Below are 15,262 nucleotides of genomic sequence, written 5' to 3'. Positions count from 1 at the left end.
AAGACATCTAATGAGATGGAATTTTATCCTGCTCCACCTGCAGCCCAACTTTTAACGATGCTCTTACATCGAGAACATTTCTGTTCTTACTTTCATTATACTCAATCAATCAAAAAAATCAACACGGTTCAGCAAATTTTAATTATTTCCAATATGACAAAATTACTTCCTGTTATATTTATCTATTTCTTTATTTTCTCTATTATTCCGATCCGGTCTTCCAAAGGTGTAAATAAGGTGCAAATTATTCGTCAATCATCAAAAAATCCTTTAAAACCAAGGCTTTCACGACATCCCTTAAACACTGCCGTGGCAAATGAAAAGTACTTTTATCATTGTTGCATAACCTCGCATTTCTTAGTTTTTCTTGGTATTTCGGGCTTTGTGAGCCTTTGTAATTTTTTGCTTTCTGGCATAACCTGGTTTATTTTCGCATAATATCGTCCGCAAAAGGTGTAAAAATGGGTTAAAAATTAACTGTATAACACATCACATTTTTATCCGAATACTTGCTTCAACACTTCTACAACATTCTCATTTTTCAGCCCAAATCTTTTCAATGAATTTTGATCAAATGGTTCCTGCTCCAACAAGTCAATAAAGCTATGTATATCGGCATCTACTGCTATCGGCAATTCTTCTACTTTTTCAAGTATAAGCTCCGAAGCAATACGCAAAACATCTTTCTTATGCTTCTTTATGTCACTGGAATCCACTTTTTCTCCTAAGTCTTTTTGCCTTTTTAAATCAAGATACGCTTTTGCTTTAAAAAGAATGATATATTCTGGTCTTAAAACAGAAAGGCCTTTTCTCACTTCTTTTCCATTGAGAAGTGCCTTATAGTAATCATCATTTAAAAGAATTGCTGACAAACTGGAAACTTCATCATCAATATGAATTGGAGTAATTCCTTTCGCATCTTTTAGTTAAAAATCACTTCTACAAAACAATTCGATCATTTTCGGAAAGTTATCGTCTTCTGGCTTATCAAATCTATAAAATTGAGGGTTGCTACCGTTTGTCGCTTTGTTTCTATATTTTCCATCAACGATAAACTTCCAAAATTTTTCTCCAAACTCCGGAGTTAATGCTTCAACAATCAAAACCATATCCAGATCTCTTGTAGCCCTGAAATTTACTTCATTGCTTTCAAACAGAATATCACAGGCTGCACCACCTATTAAAACATACTGTTCTTCATAATCTGCAAAGTACTTCTGAAATGTATCTAATCCTTTGACCATACATATTCCTCCAACATCTCATTAATAGAAATATCTACCCGTTCCTCTTCTTGCTCTTCTCCTGTAAGTGACAATACTACGCTCAAGGGATCTTGAAATCCTTTTCCTAAAAAATCAATGAAATATCCCAGTTCCAAAACAACACAACCAATTTCTTCCAATTCGCTCACTTGTTTTTCCACTTTCACTCCGCTAGCTTTCAGTTCTCTCTTTGTTACTGCATAAGTAGGATAAACATTATCTGACAAAAGAGAATACTCACACAAAGCAGAAATACCTGCTTTCTTTTCTATTTTCATATCTTCTCTCAGAACAAATCTTCGAATCACTGGATTTCTTAACACACGCTCAATCTGCTGCCATAATTGTTTTCGGTCATCCGGAATATTGATAACTCTTGATTTACCTTTCATGCCCAACACATCAATATTTAAATATTCCAGTTCATCAAAACACCGACTTGCAGATTTTGTTGACACTCCTATTCGTTTCGCTACATCAGATACTTTCACTTCATTCCATCGTTCATAAATAGCCATCAGGAGCATTTTTTGCGTCAAAAATGAAATCAAATGAACTGGTGCCAATTCTCTTTCATTTTCCTTACTCAGCAAATATCCAATAAATGGGAGAAATACCTGCTTCCCTTCTATTACAAAAGGAATTCCTTCTTCCATCATTTTTTCCTTTATATAAAATGTTGTTCGATCAAGAAATATTGCACAATTTAATCCTGTCATTTTTTCTACGCCAGCTCTGTCTCTACGTAACATAACAAGTCCGACATCATCTTTTGGATGAATAGCCATCCATAACGCACCATTCGTCTCTACTGTAAAAATATCATACCTTCCACGATATACTAACGGAAGCTTTTTATATGCCTCTTTATTCTTCGTCATTATTACATTTTGCCGTAATATTTTTTCCAAAAATTCTTTCATATCAATCACCTTTTTATAAATGTGACTCTTTTTACGTCGCATTTATAATTTATCATATGTTATTTGATTTTTCAAGCAACATGTAATTACACAATCTAAAAAAAGATGCAAGATTCATCCCACGTCTTTACTATTCTAACTATACCGATCCGATCTTCCAAAGGTGTAAATAAGGTGTAAATTCTACGTTTCCATCCAAGAAACCCAATAAAATCACAATGTCATTAACTTAAAATCAGAAGATATTTATTCCGAAATGGATTAGATATCTTCTGCTTTTTTTGATATGCTTATATTGTAAAAAGAAGCCATGAACCTGCTCAAAAAAAGGATGTGATTATGCATGAAGCATTCTCAGAAACGTATATTCATGGATATAGAAAAAATGACTTCTGATGAATTTAAGGCATTTTGCCGATCAGGTAATAAAAATTATTTTACCAGAATTCGAAAAATGCCTCTTCAGGATCTTTTTTTCACGATGATAAACAGAAAGGGGTTGACGTTGGCATTGGAACTGAGAAATTATATGAAACTTGCTCATCCTGGTGTGTCTATTTCAAAACCAGGATATCTGAAACAGCGTATGAAACTTAATCCAGATGCTTTTTTAGAATTATATAAATATCATAACCGTAACTTTTATGCAGATTCCACCTTTTCAACTTACAAAGATCATTTAATATTAGCCGCTGACGGCTCAGATATTAATATTCCTACCACTGCTGAAACACTGAAACTATATGGTTCTGCAAGCCGAAAAAACACAAAGCCCCAAGCTCAAATAGGATTAGGCTGTATTTATGATGTAAGGAATCGTATGATACTGTTGTCGATATGATCAATACTTTTTTTACCATAATTAACCAACTCCGTTTTCTTCAAAAAATTTCTGGATTTTATCAAATGGGATTACATCCAGATTATCGTAAAGATCTGTATGAACAGCCCCTGGAATTGTCAGCAGCTCTTTATTGGATGTGTACTTGCTGTCCTTAATCATATTTTCATAAGCATCTTTTCCAAAATAATAGCTGTGTGCTTTTTCTCCGTGAACAATGAGGACTGCACTTCTGATTTCATTACTGTACTTTAATATTGGCTGATTCATAAATGACATACATCCAATACTGTTCCAGCCATCATTGGAATTCAGGCTTCTTTTATGATAACATCTGCCTTTATAATACTCACTGTAATCTTTTACAAAGAAAGAGGCATCCTCTGGAACCGGAAGAGAAACACAACCACCAGCTCTGGAATATTCGCCTTTACAGTATTCTTGTGTTCTGAGGGTATTCAGCGACTGTTTCTTCGCATAACGTGCTTCTTCACTGTCCTCAGAATCAAAGTACCCATTCGCATTTACCCTTGTCATATCATACATGGTAGATGCAACCGTTGCTTTTATTCTTGTATCGAGTGCAGCTGCGTTAAGAGCCATCCCACCCCAGCCACAGATTCCAATGATTCCTATTCTATCTTGATCTACCTCTTCCCGAACAGAAAGGAAATCAACAGCAGCCATGAAATCTTCTGTATTAATATCCGGAGAAGCCATGTATCTTGGATTGCCTCCACTTTCTCCCATAAAAGAAGGATCAAATGCAATAGTAAGGTATCCTTTTTCAGCCATCGTCTGCGCATACAGTCCGGAACACTGTTCTTTGACTGCACCAAATGGTCCACTTACAGCAATCGCTGGATATTTCCCAAATGTATTTTTCGGCTTATACAAATCTGCAGCAAGTGTGATTCCATAACGATTTACAAATGTCACTTTCTCATGATCTACTTTTTCACTTTTTGGAAAAGTTTTATCCCATTCAGATACTAGTTTTAATTCTTCTGTTTTCAACATAAATATAACCTCCATATGCAAATTGTCTTATAATTCAAGAATGCCTCGGCATTCTTGCTGCGAGGTGCGCGTCATGCAATTGCATGACATACTTCTACAGCGCACCTCTGCAATCCTGCCGGAGGCTATATCAGCTGGGGGATTGACTCCCAGCTGATATACTTTTTTCACCCTTCCTATTTTAGTTTTCTATATTCTTCATCACTTACCGGTTCAAGCCATTCATTGGAACTATTTTCGCCCGGAACTTCTATTGCCAGATGTGAAAACCATTCATCCGGTGCTGCGCCATGCCAGTGTTTTACTTCTGACGGAATATTGATGCAGTCGCCTGGCTTCATTTCTACAGCTTCTTTACCTTCTACCTGATAATATCCTCTTCCGGCAACGCATACCAGAATCTGTCCGCCTCCACTTTTTGCATGATGGATATGCCAGTTATTTCTGCATCCTGGTTCGAATGTCACATTGAAAATTCCAACCTGAGAAGTAGAAATCGGTGCAAGAAAACTTCTGCCCGAAAAATACTGTGCAAAGCCATCGTTTGGTGCACCAATTGGAAATACCATCCTTTTTGCATGCGCCCGCATCGCTTCCTCTTCGTATGACAAATCTCCTTCGCCTGTTTCCCACACTTCCTTTGCAAGATTGAAAACAGCCCATGCTTTTGGCCAACCTACATAGAATGCGGCATGTGTGATCACTGCAGCAATCTCTTTTTGTGTCACACCATGATTTTTTGCATTTTGAAGATGATATCTTAAAGAAGAATCCGTAATTCCGGAAGCCATCAAAGCAACCACTGTAATAATGCTTCTTGTTTTTACGTCGATGTCCTGATTATTCCAGTTATCGCCGAAAAGTACATCATCGTTAAAATGTGCAAATTCCGGTGCGAATTCACCAAGTATATTTCTCCCTGCTGTCTGTACTATTTTTCCCATATTCTGTATACCTCCATAACGCTGTTATTTATAAAGAGTTTACCCATTCAGTGATTTCCTGTTTCGTTCCACAATTTAACAGTCTGCCTTCTGTAATAACTGCGTCTGATGCAGATGACTGCAATTCTTTCACAGTGTTCCCAAATCCACTTCCTCCGGATGTTGCAAAAAGCACAATCTTTTTACCACTGAAATCGTAAGCTTCTAAAAATGTATTGATGATTGTCGGAGCCACATACCACCAGATTGGGAATCCCAGAAGGATCTCGTCATAAGAACTCATATCCATCTCTTTTTTCATAATCTCCGGTCTATATTTTTTATCACTCATTTCCACACTGCTTCTGGATTTTTTATTCATCCAGTCAAGATCAAGCTTTGTATATGGAACTTTCGGCTCAATCTCAAACAAATCCGCTTTTGCTTCCTCTGCGATCATCTGTGCTACTTTTTTTGTTGTTCCGCTTGCACTGAAAAATGCCACTAATTTTTTACTCATAATAAAAAGCCCCTTTCTATACGTATTTTTCACAAAAAAATAGATGTATAAGATTTACATTCATCTTACACATCTATTTTAAGCTCTATCGCTTCATTATGTCTAATGCTTATATTGAATTTTGTTTTATGCCTGAAAAGCATTAATCTCCTCGATCATTTTACGGACTGCCAAAGAATATGGGATATTCCGTCGCCAGGCAATCACCGTACTGGTCGTGATTTCAGGAGAAATTCTTCGCTGTACAAGAATATCCTCTCGCCAATACTTTGCAGCACCCTCAATTGAAATTGGATACCCCAATCCATTTGCCGCCATAACTCCGGCATTCGTTCCAAGATTACTCGTAAAAGCAATCTGTAATTTTGAAAAGTCTTTCCCAAACCAGTTGGCAAGTTCACTTTGAACGTTCATTCTTTCCGGCAGGATCAAGGGTTTTCCAATAAGATCTTCTTTTTTTATAAACTCTTTTTCTGCCAGCGGATCATCTGGCCGCATTCCGACACACCAGTGATCACAATCTGTGATTCGGATATAATCCAGCCCTTCGGTGTCCACCGGCTCCATGAATAATGCAATATCTACAAGTCCTTTGTTCATCATCTCATACACTGCATCTGCTGTTGCAGTATGCAATACAATCTGAACCAGCGGATATTTTTCTTTATATGTTTTGCATATCTTCGCCAATGTTTCCACTGCTGCAAATTCACCGCATCCAATGGTTATCGTGCCCTCTACAACCTCTTCTTTTCCTTTCAGTTCCTCAAGCGTCCTTTCCTCAAGATTAAGAATCTCCAAGGCACGCCTTTTTAATAAAATTCCTTCATCAGTGAGCGATATTTTCTTCCCGTTTCGAATAAATAATGTTATTCCCAGATCCTCTTCAAATGCCACCATTTGTCTGGATAGCGTTGGCTGGGTAATATGCAATTGTTCTGCTGCTTTTGTAAAGCTCTGTTCTTTTGCTACTGTTAAAAAATAGCGTAATAATCTTAATTCCATATCTTTATATTCCTACAAATTTTTCTTGTAACCATTCTATCATATTGCATCCCAGACATCATCTATATCTTTACCTTTAATAATAAATCGCACACAAATCAATTATATCAAGAAGTAAATTATACTGCTTCTTTGCTGTATCGTTCATTTCATGATTCATCGGTACGTTCTGTGAACACAACGTTGCTTCCGAAAGTTTTGATGGTGCTGAATGATATAACATCAAGTCTTCTACATGAATTTTCATTCTATTTCTGATATATCAAATTCAACCGCTTTCATTAAAATCTTACTCTGTGGCATCTTTTATTTCTATTATATTTAACATTCTACCGCCACCTTGATCACGCCGTTCCTCTTATTTTCAAAAAGTTCATAGGCTTCTTCGATTCTGCTAAGTGGATAGGTGTGTGTGATCAGTGGTTCCGTGTTGATCTTACCTTCCGCGATCAGTCTCAGCGTTTCTTCACAATCACAACCGTCTACTCCTCCTGTTTTAAAAGTCAGATTCTTTCCATACATATCCGGCAGAGGTAACGTCTGGGCTTTATCGTAAAGTGCCACCACCGTCACGATTGCATTTGGTCTTGCGCATTCCCATGCAAGACGGAAAGTAGATTCTGCTCCTGCAACTTCAAGAACAACATCCGCTCCACCATGCTCGCTGTTTGCCTGAACAAAATCAAAACATTCTTCCGGCGAAACTGTAAGAACTTCCGGATAATGTTCCCTGATAAAATGCATACGCTTTTCGTCTTTTTCACACATGATGATCCGCTTCGGATTTTTCAGCATAACAGACAATAAGGTACAGATACCTGTAGGACCGGCTCCAATGATCAGCACCGTGTCATCCTCAGTGATCTCGGAAATACGTGCTGCCCAGTAACCGGTGGCAAGTACATCTCCTACAAATAACGCCTGTCTGTCCGTAACTTTATCCGGAATCTTATTCAGCCCCTGATCTGCAAATGGTACACGGACATATTCTGCCTGACCGCCATCGATACGGCATCCAAGAGCCCAGCCGCCATTTTCATCAGTACAGTTATTCACATAACCTTTCTTGCAGAAAAAACATTCTCCACAAAAAGTTTCTACATTTACCGTCACCCGGTCTCCTGGCTTCACATTCTTCACAGCAGTTCCGACTTCTTCCACAATTCCAACCATCTCATGACCGACTGTAATCCCCGGCACTGCCCGTGGAACGCTTCCATGCTTAATGTGCAGGTCACTGGAACAAATACTGGCAAGTGTCACCTTTACAATGGCATCTCTTTCATGCATCAGCACAGGCTTTGGCTTTTCCATTAATTCAAATTTTCCTTTTGAAACATAAGTATAAGTCTGCATTCTTTTCCCCATCACTTTCTATAATAATTTATCCAGAATTTCCGCTGCTGATCTATTACCGAATACACCATTGCCAAATAACAACCAAGATAAGAAGGTGCACTGGATAAAACGCATAACAGAAATACTTGAACCACTTGCTATGATACCCCTGCTCTCCATGATATAACCAGATTGGAATCAGTGCCAGCAGTGCAAAGCTCTGCTGTGCAATCTCAAAATGATGTCCCAGAATCGTTACCGGATAATACAGATTCCCCAGCATAACTACATTCAAATAATACAGCCCGACAAGCTGTGCCGCAAAAGAAATCCAGGTTTTCTTGCGAAAAAAATAAAAAAGCAATACCGTCAGTATTCCTGCAGCATTGTAATCTACCATGGTTATGGTTCCAAGCAGAAAATCCATCAAAAGCACGAGGCAAACCACAAAAAACGATATCCTTTTCTTTTGTTTCTTCTTTGCTTTTTCAATGATCTGTATCGATAACACCCCTAATAAAAAGGTCCATAGTACATTTTGATGAAACGGGTAAAATACAGAACTTCCCATAATCAGGTTAAATGGTATTTCTGAAATTATGGCAAATAGAAAAAGACGCAGCATGTATTTTTTCACATTCGAAGTATAATAGCATCCTTCTGCGATCATAAATGCGAAAATCGGAAAAGCAAGTCTTCCTACGCATGTCATCCATTCCTGTGCTGGAAATAGTGTCGCCCACAAATGATCACATAACATAAACAGCATTGCCAGAATATGTAGTGTAAACGAATCAATTCCTCTTTTTTTCTCCATAGGTTCTTCTCCATCTATCCAGGCATAGATATCTGCCTTTTATTCTTTTCTTTTCATTATATTATGGAGCATTATCCAACGTCAATCAACTCTTGCGTCCTAATCTATCACTAATTCAGCCAGAACTCAAATACTCAACGCATTCTACTCATAAGGGGTGTTCATTTCTTATAATTTATATTATGCTTAGATTAAACAGAAGGGAGTGAATTATATGGATTTAATCAAAATCGGAAAATATATTGCAGAAAAAAGAAAAGCTCTTGGACTGACGCAGAAGCAATTGGCAGAAAAACTGAATATGAGTGACAAATCAGTTTCTAAATGGGAACGAGGAGTTTCCCATAGTTAAAGATACCACACCAAATATGATGAACCCACGCTTATACACTACCAGCTATAATAAACCGCAAGGACAGCAATTTGATGATACTGCTGTCCTTTCTTTTATAAAATTGCAGTACACATAAAAAAGCTGTAATATGATAAATATATTTGTCCTTGTAACAATTCTCGGACATTTGCCTGTTATACTATCTGCAAAAAGCAAAGGAAGTGAGGATATGAAGCAGATTTTAATTGTCGAGGACGACAGTTTTTTGAATAAGATGTTAGCCTATAACCTGACCGCAGACGGCTACGGCGTGACTTCTACTCTAAATGCCAGAACCGCAGCCGAAGCCATCCGCCAGCGGGAATTTGATTTAGTGCTGTTGGACATTAACCTGCCAGATGGGAACGGTTTTGAGCTGTGCAAGCTGATAAAGCCCCAGCACCCGGACACCATCGTAATATTCCTGACCGCCAACGATCAGGAGAGCGACCAGATACGGGGCTATGAGGTGGGCGCGGTGGACTACATCACAAAGCCCTTTGTGATCGGGGCCTTGCAGCGAAAAATCAAAGCCATGTTCGCTATGCTGGAACACCACAAACCGGCCAAGGACATTTACGACGACGGGCGGCTGTTTCTGGACTTCTCGGAGCAGACGGCTTCCCTAAACGGCAAGCCCCTGACCCTATCCCCGATGGAGTATAAAATGCTGAACCTGTTCCGCAAAAATCCCCGGCAAGTGCTGACCCGTGGGCAGCTTTTGGAAAAGCTGTGGGATATAGACGAGAGGTTTGTAGACGAACACACCCTGACAACCTCCATCAGCCGGATTCGCAGCAAGATTGAATCTGACGGCGGCGCACCCTACATCAAGACTGTTTACGGCATGGGTTATCAATGGACGGGAGGCGAGGCAAAATGAAGTTTCAAAACCTCTCGGTAAAGCGGCTGTTTGGCCGGGTGGCAATGGAGCTTGTCCTCTCCATGTCCGGGATCACCATAGCCCTGTTTCTTGTGACAAAACAGATTGCGGTGCTGCTGACAGGCGGGACGCTGCTGCTGTGCGCCCTTGTGGGGATTTTTGTACTGACGCAGGCGTTTGGAAAGCGGCTGTCGCAGTTTACCGCTGACCTGTGCCAGACCTTAGACCACATGATCGCCGGGAATGAAGCGCCCCAGCGGCCAGAGGACAGCGAAACCCAGCTTGCCAGAATCGGACACCGGCTGGCAAGGCTTTACCAGATCATGCAGGAGAACCGCCGCCGGGTGGACGAGGAACGGCAGGAGTTACAGACCCTTGTATCGGATATTTCCCATCAGGTGAAAACGCCGGTAAGCAATCTGAAAATGGCGACGGACACCCTGCTGGAAAAGCCCATGACCGAGGCGGAGCGCACCGACTTTATCCGGGGAATCCGCAGCCAGACGGATAAGCTGGACTTTCTCTTTCAGGCCCTTGTGAAAACCTCCCGACTGGAAACAGGCGTGATCCAGTTGGATAAGAAGCTGGGCCGTCTTTTTGATACTGTGGCGCAGGCCATGAGTGGGATCGTGTATGCGGCGGAGAAAAAGGAAATCGCCGTGTCCGTGGACTGCCCGGAGGATTTGACCGTTTCCCATGACAGCAAGTGGACATCGGAAGCCCTCTTTAACCTGCTGGACAATGCGGTGAAGTACACCCCGGCAGGCGGGAAAATCGCTGTGTCGGTGGTGCTGTGGGAAATGTATGTGGAGATCAAAGTGACCGACACCGGCAAGGGCATTTCCGAAAGCAATCAGGCTGCCATCTTCCGGCGCTTCTATCGTGAGGAAGAAGTACACGAACAGCAGGGCGTGGGCATTGGCCTGTATCTGGCCCGCGAGATTGTAATGCGGCAGGGCGGCTATGTCAAAGTGGTTTCGGAGCCGGGCAAGGGTTCGGAATTTTCCATTATGCTGCCTACAAAATGAAAGTAAACAAGCGAGGTGTTTCTATTATGAATGAACGAGAAAAAATAATCCGACTGTGGTTTGATATGTGGCTTTATCAGAAAGATATGGGCATTGATGATATTTTTGCGGAAGATGTACTCTATACAGAAAGTTGGTGTCCCCAGTATAGCAATCGTAAAACAGTAAAACATTGGTTTCAGGAGTGGAATACCCGTGGAAAGGTGGTAGTTTGGGAAATCAAGCAATTTTTCCATAAAGAAAATCAAACGATTGTAGAGTGGTATTTCAAAAATGGAATGAACAATGGGGATATAGAGGAATTTGACGGTATTTCTTTGATTGAATGGACAGAGGACAATAAAATAAAATCATTAAAAGAGTTTGGGTGTAACCGTAATACCTACAATCCTTATCAAGAAAGCGATACTCCTCAATTTAGAAATCAAAAGGCGAATTGGTTTTAGAACAGATCATGAGCTACGGCGGACGGCCATTTCCGGCTGCCCGCCGTAAATTTTTTTGAAATGTCCGAGCGCTGTAACATTTCACCCCGATTTTCAATGAAATTTTTTGGCCGCTGTAACATTTCGCGGACATTTGGGTTTTACAATGACCTTATCAACAGGCAGAAAGCCTTGAAAGGAGTTTTGAGTATGAGCGTTTTGCAGACGATTGATCTGAAAAAGTATTACGGCACAAAGCCGAATATCACCCGCGCCCTTGACGGCGTGAACTTCTCCGTAAATGACGGTGAGTTTGTGGCCGTTGTGGGAACCTCCGGCAGCGGCAAGTCCACCCTGCTTCACATGATGGGCGGGCTGGACACTCCCACCAGCGGAACAGTGATTGTCCGAGGCGAAGAACTGGCAAAGAAGAACGACGAGCAGCTTACCATCTTTCGCCGCCGCAACATCGGCTTTATCTTCCAGAACTATAACCTTGTTCCGATCCTGAATGTGTATGAGAACATCGTCCTGCCGGTGGAGCTGGACGGGGACACGGTGGATCAGAAGTTTTTGGACGAGATCGTTCATCTGCTGGGGCTGGAAGATAAACTGAAAAATATGCCGAACAATCTTTCCGGCGGACAGCAGCAGCGTGTGGCTATCGCCCGCGCCTTGATTACCAAACCGGCTATTGTGCTGGCCGACGAGCCGACCGGCAACCTTGACAGCAAGACCAGCGCCGAGGTGCTGGGGCTTATCAAGCGCACCAGTGCAGAGTTCCGGCAAACTGTTGTGATGATTACGCACAATGACGACATTGCCCGCCTTGCAGATCGGATTGTCCGCATTGAGGACGGCAAGATTGTGGAGTAAGGAGGTGGCAGGCTATGACATGGCCTTTTGAGAATGATACCAGCGCCATTACAAAGAAGCTGGCAAAGAAAAGTTTGCAAAGCGAGAAGCGCCGGAATCTGATGGTGGTGATTGCCGTTGCGCTGGCGGCATTTCTGATCTGCTTTACGGGAATTGTGTCTACCTCCCTGACACAAATGCAGCGCAATCAGGTTGTCGATACTTATGAGGCGGTCTGGCTGGGCGTAGAGGAAAACGACATTGAAACCCTGAAAGGACTGCCGGAGTTTGAGCGCGTAGGCGGCTACTATATGCTGGGTGAGGAGCTTTCAGAACAGGGCTATCATGCGTCTTATGTGTATTGCGACGCGCAAATGATGGAGATTACCAAGGCGCAGATGGAGTTGTTAGAGGGCCGGGTTCCTGAAAAAGCAAATGAAGTTGTTGTAAGCGAATACTTTCTTTCCACCTATGGAAACAATGCCAAGATCGGGGACACTGTGACCTTAGATACAGAGAGTTTTCATGGTGATTATGTCGTTACCGGCATTATGGACAGCGTAAATGAAAAAGAAGCGAATACCTGCGCTATCATTCTTTCCAACGCTGCCCTGACAGGATGGAAAGGGTTTGACCCGACTGGCTATCGCGCCTATGTCCATTTCAAAAACAGCGACCAGTTGGGCGAAGAACTGATGACCTCTTATTGCAGGGAGATTGCGGAGGAATATCAGCTTCCTATGCCCAAAATGAACAGCAAGTATTTTGCCTATGCTTCTAAATCCTTTGATTTTGCACTGATGGCTGGCGTGATTGCCATTGTTCTGATCGGCGGCTATATTGTGATCCAGAGTATCTTCCGTATCTCCATCAATGACAAAATCAAGAGCTACGGGCAGCTACGGACGATTGGTGCAACGCCAAAGCAAATCAAGCGGATTGTAAAGCGGGAGGGGCGTAAACTCGGCAGTATCGGGATTTTGATTGGTACAGTGCTGGGTGTATGCGGCGGTTTTCTTTTGTTTCCCAAGGGATTTAATGCTGTTTCCTATGTGGCAACGATTATTTTGACACTCATAAGCAGTTGGATCATGGTATCTGTTTCCATCCGTAAGCCGATAAAAATTGCGGCAGGGATTTCCCCGATTGAAGCCGTCCGTTTTACCCCGGCACAAAAGGACATCCGAAGCCGAAAAAAGAATATCAAGCTCAATCCTGTTTCAATGGGAATTGCGAATTTTAAGCGTGACCGAAAAAAGACCGTTGCTATTGTAGCCTCATTGAGTTTGGGCGGAATTATTCTGCTTGTGGTATCCTCCATTGTTTTGCTGCGTTCTCCAGAGGCGCTTGCAAGACGGTTTTTCCCGGACGGCGACTATAAAATTTATTTGGATTCTGAAATGACAGAAGAAAAGGTTATGGCAGCGGGAAATCCGTTGAATGAAGAATTAAAACAGGAAATCTTATCTATTGATGGTGTTACAGATATAATTTCAAGCAGACAATCTCTCTATGCAACCCTTAAGACGGACATTTACCAAAGCGGTGGTATGTGTGATATGCTGACCGACCAGAATTATGCAACAGTTGAAGCGGCTCTGACAGCAGGAACGATGCCAAAAGATTCCCGTAGTATTGTAATTGACTATAATGTGCTAAAGCAGAATGAGGATATGGGTGTTGGTTCAACAGTTGACTTTTATTTTGGAGAGGGGCAACCGCCTGTTTCCGTCACTGTATCAGGATTGTTTGATTCCAACAAGACGCCTTCCGGGCATGGAAAACTGGCCCTCGATGGAGTACTCTTTTTCGCACCAGAAGCATTGTTCCATGAACTGCACCCGGAAATCGCTTCTTTCGACTATTCATGGAGCATTGTAAACGATCCGAAAAAAACGGACTATGTGGGAGCTGAATTGAAAAATATTGTTGCCAGCCATAGTAATATTGCCTTAGATGAAATCAATACAGTGATTGAATATGAAGAAATGACAAATTCTTTTGCGTTTGGCAGTATGGAGATACTTTCATGGTTGGTATTTCTCTTTGGCGTTATCAACCTTATCAATACGACACTCTCTAACCAGATAGCCCGAAAGCAGGAAAACAGTATTCTGCGTTCTATCGGCCTAACACAAAAACAGCTATGTGAAATGAACATCTGTGAGGGGCTGTGCTATGCGCTCTTTGCAACATTGGCGACGCTGATCGTTGGGCTTCCGGCTTCCATCTTTGCTTGCAGAAAAATGAGTATAGGAGCTTTTGCCGGAAATGTAGTGCCTTACAAATTCCCGGTTTTGGAAATGGGACTGTTCATTCTGGTATTGTTCGGAATGGAACTGATCTTGTCTGTATGGACAATCCGCAGACAGAAAAAGCAATCCCTGATCGAACAAATGCGGGCGATGGAATAACCGTATGGGATCGGCGGGGCGGCGTGTGCTGCCCCGCTTTTTTCGCCATTTCTCAAAAAATTTTTGAAATGTCCGAGCTTTGTAACAATTCAGCCTGTTTTTTTGTCGAAATCAAAGGCACCTCGGACATTTATAGTTCTTCCAAAAGTTTGATGATAATATTACCATTCATGGAAGAAGCAATCTGTTATTGCAATAATGCGAAATTGACGATAGAAAGTTTTTCATATCTCGGTCAGCTCAACAATTACATCACTCTGTTGATACAGCCAGTCCGTAAATTCTTTCGGGCTGGCTGTTCCTGTTTTTACAGCCTTTTTTCTCTGTAATGCTTCTTTCTTAAAGTCGGCAAAGGCAACCTGTATTTTTTCCAGACGGTCAGCCGGAAAGCCTGCGGTATTTTTTACCCGGTTTATTTTGTTGCGCCAGTTCTGGCATTCATTTTTATAAAGCAGGTCATAGTTATTTTCTCTTGCCCTCTCGTCAAATTCCCGCTTGTTTTGAAGCGCCTGTGCTTTGCGGCACTTATCGCTGCACAGCCCATACCGCTGGCTCTTTGCCAGAAAATATTTCCCACAGACCTTGCACTGTCGGAAGCAAAGCCCCCAGTCATTCAGCCTGTTCAGATAATA

16 protein-coding genes and 2 pseudogenes are annotated in these 15,262 nt (G+C 41.6%); 7 read left to right on the top strand and 11 right to left on the bottom strand.

From position 1 onward, the window contains the following. Positions 1 to 497: 497 nt before the first annotated feature. From PG766_RS10070 to PG766_RS10060, 3 genes are read right to left on the bottom strand one after another with little or no spacing between them, the layout of a single operon-like run. Positions 498 to 872: a hypothetical protein gene (locus PG766_RS10070; RefSeq protein WP_270590764.1), complete on the bottom strand. Its 375-nt coding sequence runs from the start codon at positions 870 to 872 to the stop codon at positions 498 to 500. A gap of 54 nt (positions 873 to 926) precedes the next feature. Then, positions 927 to 1,244, bottom strand: a complete 318-nt coding sequence (locus PG766_RS10065) for a hypothetical protein (protein WP_270590763.1) — start codon at positions 1,242 to 1,244, stop codon at positions 927 to 929. Beyond that, positions 1,229 to 2,188 (bottom strand): hypothetical protein, encoded by a 960-nt coding sequence (locus tag PG766_RS10060; protein ID WP_270590762.1) that lies wholly within the window; start codon positions 2,186 to 2,188, stop codon positions 1,229 to 1,231. The genes PG766_RS10065 and PG766_RS10060 overlap by 16 nt, the downstream gene beginning before the upstream one ends. Before the next feature lie 370 nt (positions 2,189 to 2,558). On the opposite strand from PG766_RS10060, the gene PG766_RS10055 reads away from it, so the two are divergent. Next, positions 2,559 to 3,029 carry a hypothetical protein gene (locus PG766_RS10055; protein WP_270590761.1) on the top strand — a complete coding sequence of 157 codons (471 nt, stop codon included), beginning with the start codon at positions 2,559 to 2,561 and terminating at the stop codon, positions 3,027 to 3,029. Positions 3,030 to 3,050: 21 nt separating this feature from the next. Here PG766_RS10055 and PG766_RS10050 read toward each other — a convergent pair whose 3' ends face one another. The 7 genes from PG766_RS10050 to PG766_RS10020 all read right to left on the bottom strand — a co-directional run bounded on the left by PG766_RS10050 (position 3,051) and on the right by PG766_RS10020 (position 8,652). Further along, a complete protein-coding gene (locus PG766_RS10050) occupies positions 3,051 to 4,049 on the bottom strand; it encodes an alpha/beta hydrolase (protein ID WP_270590760.1) in 999 nt (332 codons plus the stop codon). 176 nt (positions 4,050 to 4,225) lie between these two features. Further along, positions 4,226 to 4,993 (bottom strand): carboxymuconolactone decarboxylase family protein, encoded by a 768-nt coding sequence (locus tag PG766_RS10045; RefSeq protein ID WP_270590759.1) that lies wholly within the window; start codon positions 4,991 to 4,993, stop codon positions 4,226 to 4,228. A gap of 28 nt (positions 4,994 to 5,021) precedes the next feature. Then, the gene (locus PG766_RS10040) at positions 5,022 to 5,492 is read right to left on the bottom strand and encodes a flavodoxin (protein WP_270590758.1); all 471 of its coding nucleotides are present in this window, start codon (positions 5,490 to 5,492) and stop codon (positions 5,022 to 5,024) included. 126 nt (positions 5,493 to 5,618) lie between these two features. Further along, complete coding sequence (locus tag PG766_RS10035; protein WP_118198983.1) at positions 5,619 to 6,497, bottom strand: LysR family transcriptional regulator; 879 nt, start codon at positions 6,495 to 6,497, stop codon at positions 5,619 to 5,621. 76 nt (positions 6,498 to 6,573) lie between these two features. Next, entirely contained in the window at positions 6,574 to 6,744 is a 171-nt protein-coding gene (locus PG766_RS10030; RefSeq protein WP_243006410.1) for a hypothetical protein, read from the bottom strand. Positions 6,745 to 6,818: 74 nt separating this feature from the next. Continuing rightward, positions 6,819 to 7,853, bottom strand: coding sequence for an alcohol dehydrogenase (locus PG766_RS10025; RefSeq protein ID WP_044998576.1), 1,035 nt, complete (start codon positions 7,851 to 7,853; stop codon positions 6,819 to 6,821). 55 nt (positions 7,854 to 7,908) lie between these two features. Beyond that, positions 7,909 to 8,652 carry a TraX family protein gene (locus tag PG766_RS10020; RefSeq protein WP_118198984.1) on the bottom strand — a complete coding sequence of 248 codons (744 nt, stop codon included), beginning with the start codon at positions 8,650 to 8,652 and terminating at the stop codon, positions 7,909 to 7,911. Between the two features lie 214 nt (positions 8,653 to 8,866). On the opposite strand from PG766_RS10020, the pseudogene PG766_RS10015 reads away from it, so the two are divergent. The 6 genes and pseudogenes from PG766_RS10015 to PG766_RS09990 all read left to right on the top strand — a co-directional run. Next, positions 8,867 to 8,992, top strand: a pseudogene (locus PG766_RS10015) (helix-turn-helix domain-containing protein); the annotation flags it as partial. Positions 8,993 to 9,215: 223 nt separating this feature from the next. Further along, positions 9,216 to 9,908 (top strand): response regulator transcription factor, encoded by a 693-nt coding sequence (locus PG766_RS10010; protein WP_117447642.1) that lies wholly within the window; start codon positions 9,216 to 9,218, stop codon positions 9,906 to 9,908. After that, on the top strand, positions 9,905 to 10,936 hold the full coding sequence (locus PG766_RS10005; RefSeq protein WP_117447643.1) for a sensor histidine kinase: 1,032 nt from the start codon (positions 9,905 to 9,907) through the stop codon (positions 10,934 to 10,936). Before PG766_RS10010 ends, PG766_RS10005 begins: the two co-directional genes overlap by 4 nt. 26 nt (positions 10,937 to 10,962) lie before the next feature. Then, on the top strand, positions 10,963 to 11,382 hold the full coding sequence (locus PG766_RS10000) for a nuclear transport factor 2 family protein (protein WP_044946403.1): 420 nt from the start codon (positions 10,963 to 10,965) through the stop codon (positions 11,380 to 11,382). Between the two features lie 189 nt (positions 11,383 to 11,571). Then, on the top strand, positions 11,572 to 12,237 hold the full coding sequence (locus PG766_RS09995; RefSeq protein ID WP_002586595.1) for an ABC transporter ATP-binding protein: 666 nt from the start codon (positions 11,572 to 11,574) through the stop codon (positions 12,235 to 12,237). A 14-nt stretch (positions 12,238 to 12,251) separates the two neighbouring features. Then, positions 12,252 to 14,630, top strand: coding sequence for an ABC transporter permease (locus tag PG766_RS09990; RefSeq protein WP_117447644.1), 2,379 nt, complete (start codon positions 12,252 to 12,254; stop codon positions 14,628 to 14,630). Between the two features lie 224 nt (positions 14,631 to 14,854). Here PG766_RS09990 and PG766_RS09985 read toward each other — a convergent pair. Next, a pseudogene (locus PG766_RS09985) lies at positions 14,855 to 15,262 on the bottom strand (hypothetical protein); the annotation flags it as partial.

This window comes from Coprococcus sp. LG101-27 (genome assembly GCF_027695515.1).
In the GTDB taxonomy this organism is placed as follows: domain Bacteria; phylum Bacillota; class Clostridia; order Lachnospirales; family Lachnospiraceae; genus Allocoprococcus; species Allocoprococcus comes.
The sequence above is the reverse complement of the archived record's forward strand: the minus strand, read 5'-3'. Positions and strand labels throughout refer to the sequence as shown.

Coding starts and splice junctions, on each gene's coding strand:
- PG766_RS10000 (WP_044946403.1), top strand. CDS start 10,963: ATGAATGAACGAGAAAAAATAATCCGACTGTGGTTTGATATGTGGCTT.
- PG766_RS10060 (WP_270590762.1), bottom strand. CDS start 2,188: ATGAAAGAATTTTTGGAAAAAATATTACGGCAAAATGTAATAATGACG.
- PG766_RS10050 (WP_270590760.1), bottom strand. CDS start 4,049: ATGTTGAAAACAGAAGAATTAAAACTAGTATCTGAATGGGATAAAACT.
- PG766_RS10065 (WP_270590763.1), bottom strand. CDS start 1,244: ATGGTCAAAGGATTAGATACATTTCAGAAGTACTTTGCAGATTATGAA.
- PG766_RS09995 (WP_002586595.1), top strand. CDS start 11,572: ATGAGCGTTTTGCAGACGATTGATCTGAAAAAGTATTACGGCACAAAG.
- PG766_RS10005 (WP_117447643.1), top strand. CDS start 9,905: ATGAAGTTTCAAAACCTCTCGGTAAAGCGGCTGTTTGGCCGGGTGGCA.
- PG766_RS10020 (WP_118198984.1), bottom strand. CDS start 8,652: ATGGAGAAAAAAAGAGGAATTGATTCGTTTACACTACATATTCTGGCA.
- PG766_RS10055 (WP_270590761.1), top strand. CDS start 2,559: ATGGATATAGAAAAAATGACTTCTGATGAATTTAAGGCATTTTGCCGA.
- PG766_RS10025 (WP_044998576.1), bottom strand. CDS start 7,853: ATGCAGACTTATACTTATGTTTCAAAAGGAAAATTTGAATTAATGGAA.
- PG766_RS10030 (WP_243006410.1), bottom strand. CDS start 6,744: ATGAAAATTCATGTAGAAGACTTGATGTTATATCATTCAGCACCATCA.
- PG766_RS10040 (WP_270590758.1), bottom strand. CDS start 5,492: ATGAGTAAAAAATTAGTGGCATTTTTCAGTGCAAGCGGAACAACAAAA.
- PG766_RS10035 (WP_118198983.1), bottom strand. CDS start 6,497: ATGGAATTAAGATTATTACGCTATTTTTTAACAGTAGCAAAAGAACAG.
- PG766_RS10010 (WP_117447642.1), top strand. CDS start 9,216: ATGAAGCAGATTTTAATTGTCGAGGACGACAGTTTTTTGAATAAGATG.
- PG766_RS09990 (WP_117447644.1), top strand. CDS start 12,252: ATGACATGGCCTTTTGAGAATGATACCAGCGCCATTACAAAGAAGCTG.
- PG766_RS10045 (WP_270590759.1), bottom strand. CDS start 4,993: ATGGGAAAAATAGTACAGACAGCAGGGAGAAATATACTTGGTGAATTC.